The organism is Sphingorhabdus pulchriflava, assembly GCF_003367235.1.
GTDB lineage: Bacteria > Pseudomonadota > Alphaproteobacteria > Sphingomonadales > Sphingomonadaceae > Sphingorhabdus_B > Sphingorhabdus_B pulchriflava.
Genome location: NZ_QRGP01000001.1, coordinates 936,124 through 952,684 on the forward strand (window position 1 = coordinate 936,124; position 16,561 = coordinate 952,684).

At 55.1% G+C, this 16,561-nt stretch carries 14 protein-coding genes and 1 other RNA gene; 12 read left to right on the forward strand and 3 right to left on the reverse strand.

The window, feature by feature from the left end; genetic code table 11:
• The first annotated feature begins 308 nt into the window (after nucleotides 1-308).
• From DXH95_RS04750 to DXH95_RS04765, 4 genes are all read left to right on the forward strand, one after another.
• Entirely contained in the window at nucleotides 309-1,223 is a 915-nt protein-coding gene (locus DXH95_RS04750; RefSeq protein ID WP_181883576.1) for a LysR family transcriptional regulator, read from the forward strand.
• 116 nt (nucleotides 1,224-1,339) lie between these two features.
• The gene (locus tag DXH95_RS04755; RefSeq protein WP_115549408.1) at nucleotides 1,340-1,975 is read left to right on the forward strand and encodes an ATP-dependent Clp protease proteolytic subunit; all 636 of its coding nucleotides are present in this window, start codon (nucleotides 1,340-1,342) and stop codon (nucleotides 1,973-1,975) included.
• A 146-nt stretch (nucleotides 1,976-2,121) separates the two neighbouring features.
• On the forward strand, nucleotides 2,122-3,384 hold the full coding sequence (gene clpX, locus DXH95_RS04760; RefSeq protein WP_115548265.1) for an ATP-dependent Clp protease ATP-binding subunit ClpX: 1,263 nt from the start codon (nucleotides 2,122-2,124) through the stop codon (nucleotides 3,382-3,384).
• Between the two features lie 259 nt (nucleotides 3,385-3,643).
• Complete coding sequence (locus tag DXH95_RS04765) at nucleotides 3,644-6,334, forward strand: TonB-dependent receptor (RefSeq protein WP_115548266.1); 2,691 nt, start codon at nucleotides 3,644-3,646, stop codon at nucleotides 6,332-6,334.
• A gap of 106 nt (nucleotides 6,335-6,440) precedes the next feature.
• Here DXH95_RS04765 and mtgA read toward each other — a convergent pair whose 3' ends face one another.
• From mtgA to DXH95_RS04780, 3 genes are all read right to left on the reverse strand, one after another.
• A complete protein-coding gene (mtgA, locus tag DXH95_RS04770) occupies nucleotides 6,441-7,142 on the reverse strand; it encodes a monofunctional biosynthetic peptidoglycan transglycosylase (protein ID WP_115548267.1) in 702 nt (233 codons plus the stop codon).
• 52 nt (nucleotides 7,143-7,194) lie between these two features.
• Complete coding sequence (gene rpoH, locus DXH95_RS04775) at nucleotides 7,195-8,100, reverse strand: RNA polymerase sigma factor RpoH (RefSeq protein ID WP_115548268.1); 906 nt, start codon at nucleotides 8,098-8,100, stop codon at nucleotides 7,195-7,197.
• A gap of 70 nt (nucleotides 8,101-8,170) precedes the next feature.
• Nucleotides 8,171-9,112: an RluA family pseudouridine synthase gene (locus tag DXH95_RS04780; RefSeq protein ID WP_115548269.1), complete on the reverse strand. Its 942-nt coding sequence runs from the start codon at nucleotides 9,110-9,112 to the stop codon at nucleotides 8,171-8,173.
• A 140-nt stretch (nucleotides 9,113-9,252) separates the two neighbouring features.
• Between DXH95_RS04780 and DXH95_RS04785 the strand changes: the two genes are divergently transcribed.
• The 8 genes from DXH95_RS04785 to rnpB all read left to right on the forward strand — a co-directional run bounded on the left by DXH95_RS04785 (nucleotide 9,253) and on the right by rnpB (nucleotide 16,328).
• Nucleotides 9,253-9,891: a histidine phosphotransferase family protein gene (locus tag DXH95_RS04785; protein ID WP_115548270.1), complete on the forward strand. Its 639-nt coding sequence runs from the start codon at nucleotides 9,253-9,255 to the stop codon at nucleotides 9,889-9,891.
• An 84-nt stretch (nucleotides 9,892-9,975) separates the two neighbouring features.
• A complete protein-coding gene (locus DXH95_RS04790) occupies nucleotides 9,976-12,366 on the forward strand; it encodes a chemotaxis protein CheA (protein WP_115548271.1) in 2,391 nt (796 codons plus the stop codon).
• A gap of 1 nt (nucleotide 12,367) precedes the next feature.
• Nucleotides 12,368-12,802 carry a chemotaxis protein CheW gene (locus DXH95_RS04795; RefSeq protein WP_115548272.1) on the forward strand — a complete coding sequence of 145 codons (435 nt, stop codon included), beginning with the start codon at nucleotides 12,368-12,370 and terminating at the stop codon, nucleotides 12,800-12,802.
• An 89-nt stretch (nucleotides 12,803-12,891) separates the two neighbouring features.
• Nucleotides 12,892-13,254, forward strand: a complete 363-nt coding sequence (locus DXH95_RS04800; protein WP_115548273.1) for a response regulator — start codon at nucleotides 12,892-12,894, stop codon at nucleotides 13,252-13,254.
• Between the two features lie 77 nt (nucleotides 13,255-13,331).
• A complete protein-coding gene (locus tag DXH95_RS04805) occupies nucleotides 13,332-14,354 on the forward strand; it encodes a chemotaxis protein CheB (RefSeq protein ID WP_181883577.1) in 1,023 nt (340 codons plus the stop codon).
• Nucleotides 14,351-15,220, forward strand: a complete 870-nt coding sequence (locus tag DXH95_RS04810; protein ID WP_115548275.1) for a CheR family methyltransferase — start codon at nucleotides 14,351-14,353, stop codon at nucleotides 15,218-15,220. The genes DXH95_RS04805 and DXH95_RS04810 overlap by 4 nt, the downstream gene beginning before the upstream one ends.
• 47 nt (nucleotides 15,221-15,267) lie before the next feature.
• Nucleotides 15,268-15,957: an N-acetylmuramoyl-L-alanine amidase gene (locus tag DXH95_RS04815; RefSeq protein WP_115548276.1), complete on the forward strand. Its 690-nt coding sequence runs from the start codon at nucleotides 15,268-15,270 to the stop codon at nucleotides 15,955-15,957.
• A 4-nt stretch (nucleotides 15,958-15,961) separates the two neighbouring features.
• Nucleotides 15,962-16,328, forward strand: an RNA gene (gene rnpB / locus DXH95_RS04820) — RNase P RNA component class A.
• Nucleotides 16,329-16,561 lie beyond the last annotated feature (233 nt).

Consider the following 16,561-nt stretch of genomic DNA (forward strand, 5'->3'; position numbering starts at 1 on the left):
GGCTCTTTGCTTTTCCGGGGAGAGGAAAGGGGCGATGCGCTATCAGGCGGCGATCATTGCGGCGTTGCCGGTGATGGTCGTCAGTGCAAGCGCGAGAGTGAATGCCGAAGCGAATATTGCGGCAACGGCGGAGCGTAAGCGGTAGTCATAAGTCATTGTCTTTTCCTTATTCTGCTCTTGTGCGGAAAACAGGGGGGAGAGGGTGTTTTTCCGATGCCCAAGAGATACGCCTTTGTTTGGGCGAGTGTGAGCATTTCTTTCGGAGAACGGTTATTCAAAAATGGATAGCCTGTGCTATATATACATGCATGTTCGACTGGAATGATTTGCGCTTCTTCCTTGCCGTTGCCCGCACAGGCAGCACATTGGCGGCTTCAAAGAGCCTCAACGTCGCACAGGCCACGGTTTCGCGCCGGATCACCACGCTTGAAGAAGGTCTTGGCACTCCGCTATTTCTGCGCAGCCCCAGCGGATACACGCTGTCGGTACGTGGAGCAGCAATGCTGCCACATGCAGAGGCGGTAGAACGCGAAGTAGAGGCATTGCAGATCAGTGTTGCCGCAGAAGGTCGCCGTTTAAGCGGAACTGTGCGCCTGACTACGGTAGAATCGGCGGCCAATATGTGGTTGATGCCTGCGATTGCATCATTCCGGGCAAAGCACCCTGCAGTGATGGCGGAGATCATCGTCGACGATCGAGCGCTGGATATAGCACGCGGTGAAGCCGATATAGCAATCCGTTTCGGCAATCCTCCGCAGGACGACAGCCTTGTCATCCGTCGCATCGTTGAGTTGCATGAAAGCGTTTATGTGCAGCGCGAAATGGCCGAAGAGCTTGGCATACCGAATAGTTATGAGGGGTTGGTCCGCTATCCCTTCGTCAGTTTCTCCGGCACGGGAGTTGGCCAGATAGATCGGTGGATCACCTCGCTCGGCCCTGATATCCAGATAGTACACCGCGCAAATACCCTCTCATCCGTAATTGCTGCGGCGCGGGCGGGCATGGGAGCAGCGGTCATGCCTTGCCTGATCGGTGACAGTCATTCGGGTTTGGTTCGACTGTTTCCGCCGATTGCGGAATTGACCACCCCTGGCTGGCTAGTGACGACCAGTGCTGCGCGACAACAGCCACATGTCCGCGCGCTTCTGGATTTCATTTCCGATTTCGTTCGGCAATCTGTGGCGGAGACCGAACAGCGCTACCGTGTGGCGGATGCAGCGTGACCAGAACGCAAGTTGAGTTGTCAACTTCGGTTTCTTAACCTTTTTCCGACTTGAAAAGGTAAGCGCGCGAGCCGATGTATAGCAAAATCAAACAAAACCTATCTGAAGGGCTTTTCATGCACGATCCGTTCCGCGATCCCACCCAGGCACTCGTTCCAGTCGTTATCGAGCAATCGAACCGCGGCGAACGGAGCTGGGATATTTTCTCAAGGCTTTTGCGCGAACGCATCATTTTCGTGACCGGCGAAGTAGAGGACAATATGGCGGCCGTCATAACCGCGCAGTTGCTGTTCCTCGAATCGGACAATCCGAAAAAGGATATCTGGATGTACATCAACTCGCCCGGCGGCGTTGTAACGGCTGGCATGGCGATCCATGACACGATGCAATATATCCGTCCACGGGTCGGCACCGTGTGCATTGGTCAGGCCGCGTCGATGGGCAGTTTCCTGCTCGCCGCGGGTGAACCGGGGATGCGTATCGCGCTTACCAATGCGCGGATCATGGTCCACCAGCCGTCCGGGGGTGCGCGTGGCATGGCATCTGATATCCAGATTCAAGCCAACGAGATTCTGCGCATTCGCAAACGGATGAATGATCTTTATGCCAAATATACTGGCAAACCTCTGAAAGATATTGAAAAGGCCATGGACCGCGACACGTTCCTCGAAGCCGACGAAGCCAAGGCCTTTGGTATTGTCGACGAAGTGTTCGACAAGCGCCCCGCCGTTGCAGACAGTAGCGATTCCTGATTCGACACACACCGATTAGGGGATTATCCACCCTGTTCGTGCAAGAACCGGGTGGATTATTACGCTATTGCGAAATTGGTTTGTCGCGATAGGATGGACAGACTGCATCAAATCTGCGGATTTTGTGCGCAAGGAACAGGACGTTTATGACGAAGTTGAGCGGCTCCGATACAAAGAGCACCCTATATTGCTCCTTCTGCGGTAAGTCGCAGCACGAGGTCCGCAAACTGATTGCCGGGCCAACGGTGTTCATTTGCGATGAATGCGTCGATCTGTGCAATGACATCATCCGCGAAGAAACCAAGGGCGCGCTGACTGGCAAAAAGGACGGTGAAGTTCCCACGCCACAGGAAATCTGTGACGTTCTCGATGACTATGTCATTGGCCAGTACCGTGCCAAGCGCGTGCTCTCCGTCGCGGTGCATAACCACTATAAGCGCCTGAACCATGCCCAGAAAAATGGTGAGGTTGAACTTGCCAAGTCGAACATCCTGCTGATCGGCCCGACCGGCTGCGGCAAGACTTTGCTGGCCCAGACGCTGGCTAAGACATTCGACGTCCCGTTCACCATGGCAGATGCTACGACCCTGACCGAGGCGGGCTATGTCGGGGAAGACGTCGAGAATATCATCCTGAAGCTGCTGCAGGCGTCCGACTACAATGTTGAACGTGCGCAACGTGGTATCGTCTATATCGACGAAATCGACAAGATCAGCCGCAAGGCCGAAAACCCCTCGATTACCCGCGACGTTTCCGGTGAAGGCGTGCAGCAGGCGTTGCTCAAGCTGATGGAAGGCACGACGGCCAGCGTTCCACCGCAAGGCGGTCGCAAGCATCCGCAGCAGGAATTCTTGCAGGTCGACACGACCAACATTTTGTTCATATGCGGCGGTGCCTTTGCGGGTCTTGAGAAAATCATTTCCAACCGTTTGGAAGGCAAGTCGATCGGTTTTGGCGCGCATGTCGCCGATCCGGATGAACGTCGCACGGGTGAAGTTCTGAAGCAGATCGAGCCCGAGGATCTGTTGAAATACGGCCTGATTCCTGAATTTGTCGGGCGTTTGCCGGTGACTGCGACGCTCGAAGACCTCGACGTGGCGGCGCTGGTCAAGATCCTGTCCGAGCCTAAAAATGCGCTCGTCAAACAGTATCGTAAGCTGTTTGAAATGGAAAATGTCGGGCTGACATTTACCGACGATGCGCTTGAGTCGGTTGCGAAAAAGGCAATTGAACGCAAGACAGGTGCCCGCGGGTTGCGCTCTATATTGGAGGCCATCCTGCTCGATACGATGTTCGAGCTACCATCAATGCATGGCGTGAGCGAGATCGTCGTCGACAAGGACGTCATAGAGGGCCGTAAAGAACCAGTTCGCGTCTTCTCCGAGACCGCGAAAGAGTCCGCAGCTTAATTTTTTCCAAACCTGTTGCAGTCACGCAACAGTGGGCGGTGGCAGCGCGAAACCTCGCGCTTTTCTGCCGCTTTTTGTGGCTTTCACCCGTTGTACAGCAATGTCGGTTGTATGAGTTGTGCTGCAAAGCAGCAAATGTCACATTCCTGACACACAATCAGAGCATCGATCCTCCAGCCCGAGCTTTGCCGAATCGGCAGTTTCAAGCTAACGGCGGGATATGGGGGCGTTTGCCCCTCCGAAATCATAGGGGTTAAAGATGCAAATCCGTTATTATCTGGCTGCAGGGGTCTCTGCTGTTTCCATGGCAATGTCCGGCGCGGCGTTCGCGCAGTCCACCGGTTCGGTGGAATTTGACGAAGAACCCGTCATTGTTGTTACCGGTGCGGCAGCGGCGCGTGGTGTAGCTGGTGTGCAATCGCCCGATACCACCAAGGCGAAAGCTGTCCTGACGCAAGAGTTTATCGAACGTCAGGTCCCCGGACAGACGATTAATGACATCATCAATCAGTTGCCTGGTGTCAGCTTTCAGAACAATGACCCGTTCGGTTCGGCCGGTGGCAAACTGTCCATCCGTGGTTTCGACAATACCCGCATAAACCAGACTTTTGACGGTGTGCCGTTGAATGACTCAGGTAACTATGCCCTCTATTCGAACCAGCAGCTCGATGCAGAACTGATTGAACAGGTTAACGTTAACCTTGGTTCGACCGACGTAGACAGCCCGACGGCCGCTGCTTCGGGTTCCACCGTGAACTATCGCACACGCAAACCTGGTGAAGAATTTGGTGTGAAGCTTGTTGGTGCTGCCGGCGATTTCAACTTCTTCCGTATTTTCGGGATGGTCGATACCGGCACTTTCACCTCTTTCGGTACGCGAGCCTTTTTCTCGGCTAGTATGTCGCGGAACGACACCGTCTTTGGTAACGCCAACATGCCCGCTTTTCCGGCAACGCCCACGACGGCTGCACGTCCGTCTATCACGTCACGGACCGGCGAGATCGACAAGCAGCAGTATAATGCTCGAATCTATCAGCCGCTTGGCGACAATGGCGACTACATCTCGGTTTCCGGTCACTATAACGAAAACCGCAATAACTTCTTCGGTTCGACCGGTCTTCGAAATGTGCACAATATTGCATCGAACTTCGTGCCGAACATTTTCCCGCAAAACAAAGATGATCGCGACTATGGCATTGCCCGTTGTCAGACCAACCAGGTCGCACGTCCAGGTTTGGCTGATGTCGCAAACAGCTGCGGTTCGACCTTCGACGAGCGTTTCAATCCTTCGAATACCGGGAATATCCGTATCAACGGACGCTTCACACTCGCGGAAGGCTTGATCCTGAACGTTGACCCCAGCTTCCAATATGTCAAAGCCAATGGCGGCGGCACGGTTGTCGGGCAGGAAGTCCGTCGTGACGTTAATCCTTCGGGAGGTGCTGCAAACTGCAACACGACAGCAAACAGCGCAACTGTGAGCTGCCAGACCGGTTACATAGGCGGTACGCCCTACTTCGGACGTGATTTGAATGGCGACGGAGACCTTTTGGATACCGTTCGTTTACTCGCACCCAGCCAGACGCAAACGCGTCGCTTCGGCCTGATTGCCGGTTTGCGATATGAAATTAACGACGACCACACCGCGCGTATTTTCTACAGCTTCGATCGTGCACGTCACCGGCAAACGGGTGAAGTAGGTGGCCTGCTCTCCGATGGCTCACCGATTGACGTTTTTCCGGTCAACGATGGACTTGCTGACGTAGGCGGAAACATCCTCCAAAAGCGTGATCGTAAATCGATCGCCAGCCTGAACATGATCGGTGGCGAATATCGTGGCGAATTTGGCCCCCTTACCGTTCAGGTTGGTGGCTCGTACAAGATGTTCAAGCGCGACTTGAACAACTATTGCGCCACTTCCAGCGCGACCGGTTTCGTGGAATGTTTCGGCTCCAATGCAGCTGGTTTGGCTGCATGGCTGGCGGCCAACCCCACGGTCACAACCGGCCCGGGCGTAACTTCGCCAGTTCAAGGTCCGCAGCAACGCGTTCGCAAATACAACAAGTTCACGCCTAATCTGGGTTTCACCTATGATTTGACCGACGATATCAGTGTGTTTGCGAACTATTCCAAAGGCGTACAAGTCCCGGGAACGGACAATCTGTACAACGCGTTTTTCTTCCCGACAGATTCAGACGCAGCGAATCCCGTGCCTGAAACCACGGACAACTTTGACGTTGGCTATCGTGTAAGCACTGGTCGGGTTCAGGCGCAGGTTGGTGTCTGGTACACCATCTTTAACGATCGTCTGGCTTCGTCATTTGACCCTGAGACTGAACGCAACGTTTATCGTAATCTGGGCCGCGTTGACAAATATGGTATCGACGCCAGCGTCTCGGTTCGTCCTATCCCCGAAGTCGCAGTCTACGGCTTTGCGTCCTATCTGAAGTCGGACATCAAGGACAACGTCCAGAATGGTGTTTGCAACGCAACACAGGTCGCTGGTGGCTTGAACCTCTGCACAGTCGTTGGCGGTCCGGCATTCGCTTTGACAGCTGGCAAGCGCGAATCAGGTTCGCCCACTTTCACTTGGGGCGGTCGAGTTCAGGGTGAACTGGGCCCCGTTGAACTGGGTATGCAGATCAAGCGCACCGGCCCGCGTTATGTCAACGACCAGAATATCCCGCTGGTTCAAACCGTCAACGGCGTTGCAAATACGGTAGTCTATGGCGCGAAAACGCCATCATACACTCTCGTCGACCTCAACGCGCGGGTTCATCTCGACTGGGCGGGATTGGGTGACAAGACCTACTTCCAGTTCAACGTGAGCAACGTTTTCGACAAGCTCTATGTTGGTGGCTTTGATGGACAACTTGCCGACAATTCGGTGCCGTTCGTTCAGATTGGTGCTCCTCGTACCCTCATCGGATCGCTCGTCGTAGCGTTCTAATCCACGCAACAGCATGTAATTCACAAGGGCGGGGCCGATGGCCCCGCCCTTTTCGCTTGGGTGACAATATTCTGTCGCCGTTAGTCCCTGCGATGCAGTTGAAAAGCTACTTATAAATACAACTATCCAGCCCGTCGCGCTTCACAACGCCAATCCGCGCGGATATGCTGTTGCCATAGCGGCGTGTGAAGCCGCTTGCACCATTTACGGCGCGTTTCTTGGGTAAGGGCAGGGCAGCCGCCATGCGCGCGGCTTCAACGCGGCTGAGGTTGGCGGCGCTCTTGTTGAAATAGCGTTGCGCGCCCGATTCCGCGCCATAGGTGCCGATGCCTGTCTCGGCGACGTTCAGATACACCTCCATGATCCGGCGCTTTCCCCAGAATGTTTCAACGAGGAAGGTAAAGTAGGTCTCGGGTACTTTGCGGACATAGCGCGTCCAGCCACTCCCCTGCCAAAGGAAGACATTCTTCGCGGTCTGCTGGCTGATCGTCGAACCGCCACGAATACGTCCGCCGCGTTGGTTACGCTGGATCGCTTTTTCGATAGCTTCGGTATCAAAGCCGCTATGCTGGCAAAATTTTCCGTCTTCAGCGGCGATGACTGCGCGCACCAGATTGGGCGAGATGTTCGACAACGGCTCCCAATCGCGCTCTGCACCATTGCTGTCGAACAGCATGGTCAAGGTCGTCGGTACCGGCACGAAGCGATACAGCAACACCAAGGCGAAAGTAATCGCCAGATACCAGAGCAGGCAGCGGATCAGGAATGAGAAGAAACGGGCGACGGGCGAACGCTTTGCTTGGGCCATAGCCTTAGCTAGCGCGCACCCGTGGCCGCGTCATCCATTTTTACAAATGCCTTTAGACGGCAGCGAGCAAACGCTTTTCACCAGCAATCCGCAGCATCGCCTTTTGCAGCTTTTCGAAAGCCCGCACCTCGATCTGGCGCACGCGTTCGCGGCTGACATTATATTCCTGGCTGAGTTCCTCAAGCGTACGAGGCTCTTCAATCAGACGGCGTTCGGTCAGGATGTGCTTTTCGCGGTCGTTCAGGCTGCCCATGGCCTCCAGCAGCAGCTGGTGGCGCACATCGGTCTCCTGCGCTTCGGCGACGCGTTCGTCCTGCAGCGGTTCGTGATCGACCAGCCAATCCTGCCACTGGCCATCGCCATCCTCGCGCATCGATACGTTGAGCGAGGTATCCCCGCCCATCGCCATGCGGCGGTTCATTTCGATGACTTCGCTTTCGGAAACGCCAAGGTCGGTCGAGATTTTGGCGACATCTTCAGGTCGCAGATCGCCATCCTCAAACGCCTGCATATTGTTTTTCATGCGGCGGAGGTTGAAGAAAAGCTTCTTCTGCGCGGCGGTGGTGCCGATTTTAACCAGGCTCCAGCTGCGAAGGATGAATTCCTGCATCGAGGCCTTGATCCACCACATCGCATAGGTCGCGAGACGAAAACCACGATCGGGATCGAATTTCTTGACGCCCTGCATGAGGCCGACATTACCTTCGGAGATAAGCTCCGAAACGGGCAAGCCATAGCCACGATAACCCATTGCGATTTTCGCAACGAGTCGCAGGTGCGACGATACTAACTGCGCAGCAGCGGCAGGGTCTTCATGCTCCTGATAGCGCTTTGCGAGCATATATTCCTGCTCGGGCGCAAGTATCGGATATTTTTTGATTTCCGCCAGATAGCGGTTGAGGCTGTCGTCCCCCCCAAGGGCAGGGATAGTTGCCGGAACATTTTTAGTCTCTGACATTATCTTCCTCTTTCATGTCCGCGCCGGGGCCTCATCAAGCACCCCTTTGTCGAACGGTTACAGTGAAACTCTATGCCTTAAGTGACGTTAGCAGAAGCTGAATATCATCAGGCAATTTGCTTTCGAAACCCAGTTTTTCACCGGTAATGGGATGAATAAACCCCAATGAAACCGCGTGCAAGGCTTGTCGGTCGAAATAGGACTGATTTGGTCCAAATTTAAATGCTTTTCGTCGATTATTGTAAGTGGAATCTCCAACCAATGGATGGCCGATATGCGCCATATGGACGCGGACCTGATGCGTGCGTCCGGTTTCCAGGTGGCATTCGACCAGCGATGCGTCCTTGAACTGCTCTATTGTGCGGTAATGGGTGACGGCGTGTTTGCCCTTGCCTTCAGGCAGGACCGCCATCTTCTTGCGATTGGTGGTCGAACGACCAATTTGGGTGCGGATTGTTCCGCCTGCGGGGGAGGGCTGGCCGACGACCACCGCAAGATAGCGGCGTTCGATGTCGTGGGCGGCAAACAACTTCGCCAAGCCTTCATGCGCGGCATCGGATTTGGCGACGACCAGCAGCCCCGAAGTATCCCGGTCGATGCGATGGACAATTCCCGGACGCTGAACCCCGCCTATTCCGGACAATTTGCCTTTGCAGTGGTGGAGCAGGGCATTCACCAATGTGCCGTCGGCATGGCCTGCCGCTGGATGCACTACAAGGCCCGCGGGCTTGTTGACGATGATTAGATGGTGATCCTCGAAAACTATATCGAGTTCGATGTCCTGCGGCGCTGCCTTGTCTGGAACCGGAGCGGGAACGGTGAGGGTGAAAGCCTGGCCCTGATGACGCTTGCTCGACGGATCGGACACAGCCTGACCGGCGATTTGCAGCGCGTCAGCCTCCAGCAACGCCTGAATACGGGCACGTGACAGCGAGGGAATGGCTTCCGCCAGAGCCCGGTCTAAACGTCCGGGCCCCAAAATGCCGCTATGCGTGACTTCTTGCCCCTCCATAGCCCGAATGTGGGGGCAATTTATTGTTTATCAAGCATGGTTTGCCGATTTTGCGGTTGTAACCGCGATTGAAGGGTTGAAACGGCATTGCACTGCGTTCATTGCACTGACGTCATGACCAACAGGGGACCCGGCTGACCATGTCCGACAATGATATCGACCTCGCTGCCTTGCTGTGCTCGCGGCTGTGCCACGATTTGCTGAGCCCTGTAGGGGCAATGAATAATGGCCTGGAGCTTCTAGCGGATGAGCATGATCCTGAAATGCGCAAGCGCTGCATGGATTTGCTGGCTGAAAGCGCGAAATCAGCGGCCGACAAGCTGAAGTTTTTTCGCCTCGCATTCGGTGCTGCTGGAGGGTTCGGCAGCGAAGTTGATCCGATGGAGGCCAAAGCGGTTATTGAGCCGCTGGTGACCAGCGATGGTCGAACAACGCTAGAATGGATGGTTCCAGCAGGACTGATGCCCAAGCGAGCCGTCAAAATCCTGCTTAATCTTGTCCTGATCGCAAAGGATGCTCTTGTAAGAGGCGGCGTTCTCCATGTCGGGGCCGAGTTTCGTGACGGCGAACAGGAAATAGTTATTCGTGCGGTTGGCCCCAGAATCATCATGGATCGTAGCATTCAGGATGCGTTGACGGGAAATCTTGCCGCCAGCGAGATCGATTCCCGCACTGCGGCCGGCTGGATGGTATTTGGACTGGCGAGACAAAATGGCGGGTTGGTGCAAATAGCGGGACCGAGCGATGAGCAAATGGTGATTGGAGCACTTGTCCGTTAACGACTGCAATAGGCAGGGTTTCGTAAGCGGTTTTTAACCAAGTTTACTGCATAGCGTTCCGGAATTAATTACGGGGCGCCCCTGATGGACGATCTTCGCGAAGAGTTTATCGCCGAAACACGTGAAACGCTGGAGGTTCTGGCTGGCCAACTGGTTCAGTGGGAGAAGAATCCCGCCGATCTTGGGCTAATCGACAGCGCATTTCGCTTTGTCCATACGGTGAAGGGCAGCTGCGGTTTTCTTGACCTGCCGCGCCTGTTGCGCCTTAGCCATGCAGCTGAAGAATTGCTCAGCTATGCACGGGACAGTCGGATTGAGGTGTGCGAGCAACTGGTTTCCGCAGTGCTTGCTGTCATCGACCGCATCTCTGCATTGACTGATGCTCTCGAAAGCGGCGAGGCCGTGCGCGACAATGACAGTGAGCTTATCGATGCCATGCTGGCCTTTCTTCCGGCTGAACGGGACGAGTTTGACGAGAACCCGTCGAATGACCAACCCTGGACAGCAGATTTGGTCGAAACCGTCGAAGAACTGCAAAGCCATCCACGCAATCGGACCGTCCGCGTCTCACTGACGCTGCTCGACAAATTGATGAACGGCATTTCCGATTTGGTGCTGGCGCGAAATGAAGTGTCGCGCCAGTTACGGAAAATCGGGGCATCGGCAGATATCGAACATGCCTTTGGCCGATTATCATCGACTGTGGCCGATATGCGGGACGCGATCGGCATGATGCGTATGCAGCATATCGATCGACTTTTCGCATCATTGCCGCGAGCATTGCGCGACATAAGCGTCGAACTAGGCAAGCAAATCGACCTTACTGTTGAGGGTAGCGAAGTCGAAGTTGATCGTGAAATGGTTGAGGCGCTGCGCGATCCGTTGACCCACATTCTACGAAATGCCGCCGATCATGGCATCGAATCTGCTGACGAGCGCCGCGCATTGGGCAAAGATCCCGTGGGCCGGATACAAGTACAGGCGCGCCAGTCCGGCAACCAGATCCTCGTCGAAGTCAAGGATGATGGGCGCGGGATTGATGTTGAAAGGCTTGGGCAAAAGGCGATCGCCCGCAAGCTCTTCACGCATTCCCAGTGGCAAAAGCTCTCTGACCGGGCGAAATTGGACACGATTTTTGCACCCGGACTTTCGACGGCTGAATCGGTGACCTCTATATCGGGGCGTGGTGTGGGAATGGATGTTGTTCGCACTAATATGCACGCGATTGGAGGTTCAATCGATCTGGAGAATGAAGAGGGGCAGGGGCTGCGGATTACGCTTCGTTTGCCGCTGACATTGTCGATCATTGCCGGACTGTCGCTGCGTGCCGGTGGTCAGACATTCGGCATTTCTCGATCATCGATTGTCGAGATTATCTCGGTCGCGAACAAAAATGTCGAACTCGAAAATCTTGGTGGAATGACTATTGCAAAAGTGCGCGGAGCGCGCCTCGCTTATGCCAAGCTGGAGAGCATTCTCGGCATAGAAGAATCGGTCGAAAGTGCCGATATGGGCCGAACATTGATAATCGTTCGTCCGGCGGTCGGGGCGGTCTTTGCACTCGATGTTGAAGCGGTGATCGATAATGAAGAACTTGTCGTAAAGCCTGGGGCGCCGTTGGTTATGGCAACAGGGCTGTATGCAGGCACTTCGCTGCCGGACAATGGCCGTCCGATGTTGTTGCTGGATGCCAGTGGACTATGTGCTGCTATCGGGTTTGACCAGGACCTGTTCGAAATTGAATCGGTGCGTGAGGGGGCTGTGGTGCAGACCGAAACGCAGAAAACCGAATCGGGGCTGTTATTCACCGCAATGGACGGTGCGACCCGGGCCATAAGGCTGTCGGCGGTCGACCGTATGGAAGACCTTGAGGTGAGTTCGATCCACGAATTGGGCGGAAGATTGTGCGCTTCGCTAGATGGGAATTTGTACGACATTCACGGACTGGTCGATTTACCGGAATGCGCACAGATTAAAGTGCTGCGCATCTCTGACGGTAGCAATACCATCCTCCTTGCTGTCGATGATGTCGTCGACATTTTTGCCATTGAGGGCGGGATCGCACCTTCACTGCACCCCGATCGTTACGAAGGCATCGTGCACTTTGATAGCAAGCCAGTTGAACTCATTAACGCCTTTCACTTTTTTGAAGGCACTGAACTGCGTGCCGTTGGGCAAAGCGATCGCCCGCTCTGTTATGTCGAATGTTCGGATGATGATGGTTGGGAACGGCGGATTTTGGCGCCACTCTTGTCGGCATCTGGTTACGCCATCAGCTTCGAACCAAAAGACAAGGCCCGTGCACAAGTTGTATTGAGTCGCGGAGAACAGGATGGCGAGCCCGCAAATGATGGCCGTTTGCTCAAATTGCGTGATTCTGTTCACGGGCAAGCTGACGATACAGGCAGCATCTATCGATATGACAGGGTCGCACTGATCGCGGCGATTGACGCAAAAATTGCAGGGGTGCGTTGAGATGCAAGAGCTCTTTCTACTGGCCCAGATCGACGGCACGGAAGTCGCCATTTGCAGCGATATTGTTGAATCGGTGGTGACTGTCGGAGAGGTCGTAACGGTGCCGGGTTGTGAACCGGTTGTAGCCGGACTGTTTGCATTGCGGAGCCGCGTCCTGACTCTCATCGATTGCCAATACCGGGTGACGGGCAAGCGCAAAGCCGCAGAGAGGGGAATGCTGGCGATCATCGCCGGAATTGGCGGTCACAATTTCGGACTGCTGGTCGAAAAGGTCTTCGACGTCGTCCCGGTCGAAGATGCGAGTATCCACCCAGCCGTGAAACTTGATCCGTGCTGGAAATCTATGGTGTCTCGCCTCATCGAGATCGATGGACGCATGGTCATGGCACTTGATCCGGACGCGTTAGTCGCTGTTGATACGGCGCTCGCCGCCTAAGTCGCGAATTACGATGATTTGCGGTCTGTCATTAACCGCTCAATAACAGCCCTGCGTTACACCTGTCCCATCGGTTTAGGGGACTAACAATGAAATCCTGCCTTATCGTCGATGATAGCAAAGTCATCCGCAAGGTCGCTCGCCATATTCTCGAAACACTTCAGTTCACGGTTGATGAAGCGACCGATGGCACTGAAGCGCTGGAATATTGTGCGGCTGCGGCACCCGACGTGATTTTGCTCGACTGGAATATGCCCGTGATGAGCGGGATGGACTTTCTGCGCGCTTATCGGGCGGCAGAGAAGAGCAATGCGAAGATCATCTTTTGCACAACCGAAAACGGCATTGGCCATATTCAGGCAGCGATCAGCGCTGGCGCAGACGAGTATGTCATGAAGCCGTTCGATCGGGAAACGCTGGAAGCTAAGCTCCAAATCGTCGGCTGCATGTAAGTATCTGATTGCCAATGTCCTCGGTTTCCACCCTGAAACGCTTTAGCGAACGATCTGCTACCCGGCCAATACGGGTCGTGCTGGTTGACGACAGCAACGTCGTACGTTCGATTTTTGCAAGAGTGCTGGGGCAGAGCGGGCAAGTGGAGGTCGCCGGGGAAGCTTCCAATAGCGCCGAAGCATTGGCGGTGCTCGCTAGGGTTAAGGCAGATATCATATTGCTCGATATCGAAATGCCGGATCGCTCGGGCCTGGATGCATTGCCGGACATTCTGGAGGCTGCAAATGGCGCGAGAGTGATAGTCGTTTCGTCCTTTGTTGAGGAAAACGGGCCGGCCGCGATCCGGGCTTTGGAACTTGGTGCCTGCGATACGCTCTCCAAGCCCGGCAAGTTCGGCTTTGCCGGCCGCTTTCCCGAACTGCTGGTGGAAAAAGTCGTCCGACTTGGCAGCACTGCGCGTCTCGGCCGTCAACCGCATTACGCAACATCTGATGCTGTTGCCCTGCCTGATCAGCTCTCGATCAAGACACCTGGTTGCATAGCGATTGGTGCGTCAACAGGTGGCATTCCAGTCATTTTCGATATTGTCCGAAATCTGCCAAAAGCGCTTGAATGTCCGATCTTTATCGCACAGCATTTGCCTGACGCGTTCATGGAATTTTTTGCACGTCAGCTTTCGGCGCATACTAGCCGAAAGGTTTCGGTTCCCAAAGCGGGTACGACTATTGAGAACAACACAATCTATGTGTCGCCCGCGAGCGCGCATCTGATCTGCAGCCAGCGGGGTGCGCACAAGATTGTCGACCATCTCGATTATTACCCCGACAGTCGCTACAGCCCGTCAGTCGATGCGCTGTTTGCCTCAGTCGCGGAAATTTATGCACAGGATGCATTGGCGATCGTTCTCAGTGGTATGGGAAATGACGGGGCTGCAGGCGCAAAGCTATTGGCGGCGAATAACGCGCGTGTTCTGGTTCAGGATGCAGAGAGCTCTGTAGTTTGGGGTATGCCAGGAGCTGTGGCAAAGGCCGGACTAGCAAATGCCATTCTGCCCCCGGCCCATCTCATCAGATACCTTGCAAAGGTTGCCTCGGCATGAGCGAAGCAACGGTCAGCAAGGCGCATTTGAAGCTTGCCGAATTGCTGGCGCGTGAAACCGGACAACAACTTCTCGCCAATCGGCACTGGCGCGTCGAAATGGCACTCAAGCCGTTGATGCGAAAACATTCTATTCCTGACATTGGTATGCTGGCGTCGCTCTTGGGCGCAGATGGAGACAAGGCCTTGCAAACCGAATGCGTTGAATCGATGATCAATAACGAAACCTGCTTTTTCAGGGATCAGGCGAACTTTGCACTGCTCACCGGGCCGGTTCTGGATTCAATCCGGGCCGCGCGTGCCTCGACGAAAAAAATGCGTATCTGGTCTGCGGCCTGCTCTACCGGGCAAGAGCCCTATTCGCTCGCGATGGCCTTTCTCGAAAATGCCGAGAAATGGCGAGACTGGTCTATCCAGATATTCGCGACCGACATTTCCACCCTTGCGTTGAGCAAAGCCCGCAAAGCACTTTACTCGCAGTTTGAAATCCAGCGTGGCTTACCTGTGATGCTGATGCTCAAATATTTTGACCAGGTTGACAGTGACTGGTCGGCGCGTGAGCCGGTGCGCAAAATGGTGACATTCGCACAGCACAATCTCCTTCAATCGTCACGGCATTTGGGGCAATTTGATTTGGTGCTGTGTCGTAATATGTTGATGTATCTGTGCGATGATCGCAGGCGCGACGTTCTGGAGAATTTGGCCAATGCTACGGCGCCAGATGGATATCTGATGTTGGGTGCTGCTGAAACAGTGATTGGCCAGACATCCAGATTTGAAGCATCGCGCGAGTTTCGCGGATTTTACGAGCGGTCGAAAAATGTCTCGTCCAGCGCGATAAATCTCCAGGCGGCACGTCGGTCCTGAAACCGTCTTTGCTTGAATCTGACGCCACCGGGCGTATGGATTAGAGCATGATCTGGAACCCATCCCCCAATTTTGGTGAGCGAACGCTGCCGATTACGATGCTGGTACTGCACTATACCGGCATGAAAAGCGGCGCAGCAGCAATTGACTGGTTGGCGAACCCCGCTTCCAAAGTGTCGGCGCACTACGTCGTCGATGAAGATGGCCAGATAGTCCATATGGTCCGCGAAGAGCAACGCGCGCAGCATGCGGGCCTATCTTATTGGCGGGGCATAACCGATTGCAACAGTGCCAGTATAGGGATTGAAATCGTCAATCCCGGGCATGAATGGGGATATCGGCCCTTCCCCGAAGAACAGATGGCTGCCTTGGTGCCGCTGGTTGCAGAAATTGTTCGGACTTATTCGATTCCTCCACGCAATGTCGTCGGACACAGCGATGTTGCCCCGGCGCGCAAAGAAGATCCGGGAGAACTTTTTGATTGGGAGCGATTGGCAAAGCTGGGATTGGCTGTGCCGCGTCCGACCAGGAACCTTGTCGATCCAGGCTGGGGGGATGCTGCCTTCCTGCTGGCACTCGAACGCTATGGCTATGGCATCGCCGATGGCCCCAAGGCCGTTGTTGCGTTCCAGCGCCGCTTCCGGCCTGAAAATGTCGATGGCGTAATCGATGGCCAATGCCGCGCGATCCTGTGGAGCCTGCTCTTGGAACATGAAGGCGGACCTGCTATCGGCTGATGCGCCAGAGGGTCGGGCGACCGCCGGTACTTCGCTTGCGAGGTGCGGGAGGAAAGTCCGGGCTCCAGCGAGGAACGGTGCCGGATAACTTCCGGCTGGGGCAACCCAAGGGAAAGTGCCACAGAAAGCATACCGCCGCGGCTTCGGCCGGGTAAGGGCGAAAGGGTGCGGCAAGAGCGCACCGCGCGGGCGGCAACGTCAGCGGCACGGCAAACCCCACCGGGAGCAAAATCGAATAGGGGCGGCACATGGCATCCTCCTGCCAGTCGCCCGGGTTGGTTGCTTGACCCTTGTCGCAAGACACGGGCTAGAGGAATGGTCGCCTATCCCTTCGGGGTGGACAGAACCCGGCTTACAGACCCTCTGGCACTTTTTCCAATAGAAATAGATTGCTCCAAGGATCGTCAATATGACGGCTTCGACCAGTATCGGTTCGATTACGCGCGGCGCATTACCATCAATGCCAAGGCTCACTAGCCGGCCCAATAGTGCCAGCGCGGGGAGCAGCCACGTCGCCAAAAGCCAAGTTGCGCTCCGTTTCCATGCCGCGATTAAGGCAAACACCGCGATCGCGAGAAAAAGTCCGCCTATGTCTGCCCGGATA

Bases quoted from the DNA above. Each gene is read 5' to 3' on its own strand.
- DXH95_RS04810 (WP_115548275.1), top strand. From the start codon at position 14,351: ATGAGCGAAGCAACGGTCAGCAAGGCGCATTTGAAGCTTGCCGAATTG.
- DXH95_RS04780 (WP_115548269.1), bottom strand. From the start codon at position 9,112: ATGGAGGGGCAAGAAGTCACGCATAGCGGCATTTTGGGGCCCGGACGT.
- DXH95_RS04755 (WP_115549408.1), top strand. From the start codon at position 1,340: ATGCACGATCCGTTCCGCGATCCCACCCAGGCACTCGTTCCAGTCGTT.
- DXH95_RS04800 (WP_115548273.1), top strand. From the start codon at position 12,892: ATGAAATCCTGCCTTATCGTCGATGATAGCAAAGTCATCCGCAAGGTC.
- rpoH (WP_115548268.1), bottom strand. From the start codon at position 8,100: ATGTCAGAGACTAAAAATGTTCCGGCAACTATCCCTGCCCTTGGGGGG.
- clpX (WP_115548265.1), top strand. From the start codon at position 2,122: ATGACGAAGTTGAGCGGCTCCGATACAAAGAGCACCCTATATTGCTCC.
- mtgA (WP_115548267.1), bottom strand. From the start codon at position 7,142: ATGGCCCAAGCAAAGCGTTCGCCCGTCGCCCGTTTCTTCTCATTCCTG.
- DXH95_RS04815 (WP_115548276.1), top strand. From the start codon at position 15,268: ATGATCTGGAACCCATCCCCCAATTTTGGTGAGCGAACGCTGCCGATT.
- DXH95_RS04750 (WP_181883576.1), top strand. From the start codon at position 309: ATGTTCGACTGGAATGATTTGCGCTTCTTCCTTGCCGTTGCCCGCACA.
- DXH95_RS04785 (WP_115548270.1), top strand. From the start codon at position 9,253: ATGTCCGACAATGATATCGACCTCGCTGCCTTGCTGTGCTCGCGGCTG.
- DXH95_RS04795 (WP_115548272.1), top strand. From the start codon at position 12,368: ATGCAAGAGCTCTTTCTACTGGCCCAGATCGACGGCACGGAAGTCGCC.
- DXH95_RS04790 (WP_115548271.1), top strand. From the start codon at position 9,976: ATGGACGATCTTCGCGAAGAGTTTATCGCCGAAACACGTGAAACGCTG.
- DXH95_RS04765 (WP_115548266.1), top strand. From the start codon at position 3,644: ATGCAAATCCGTTATTATCTGGCTGCAGGGGTCTCTGCTGTTTCCATG.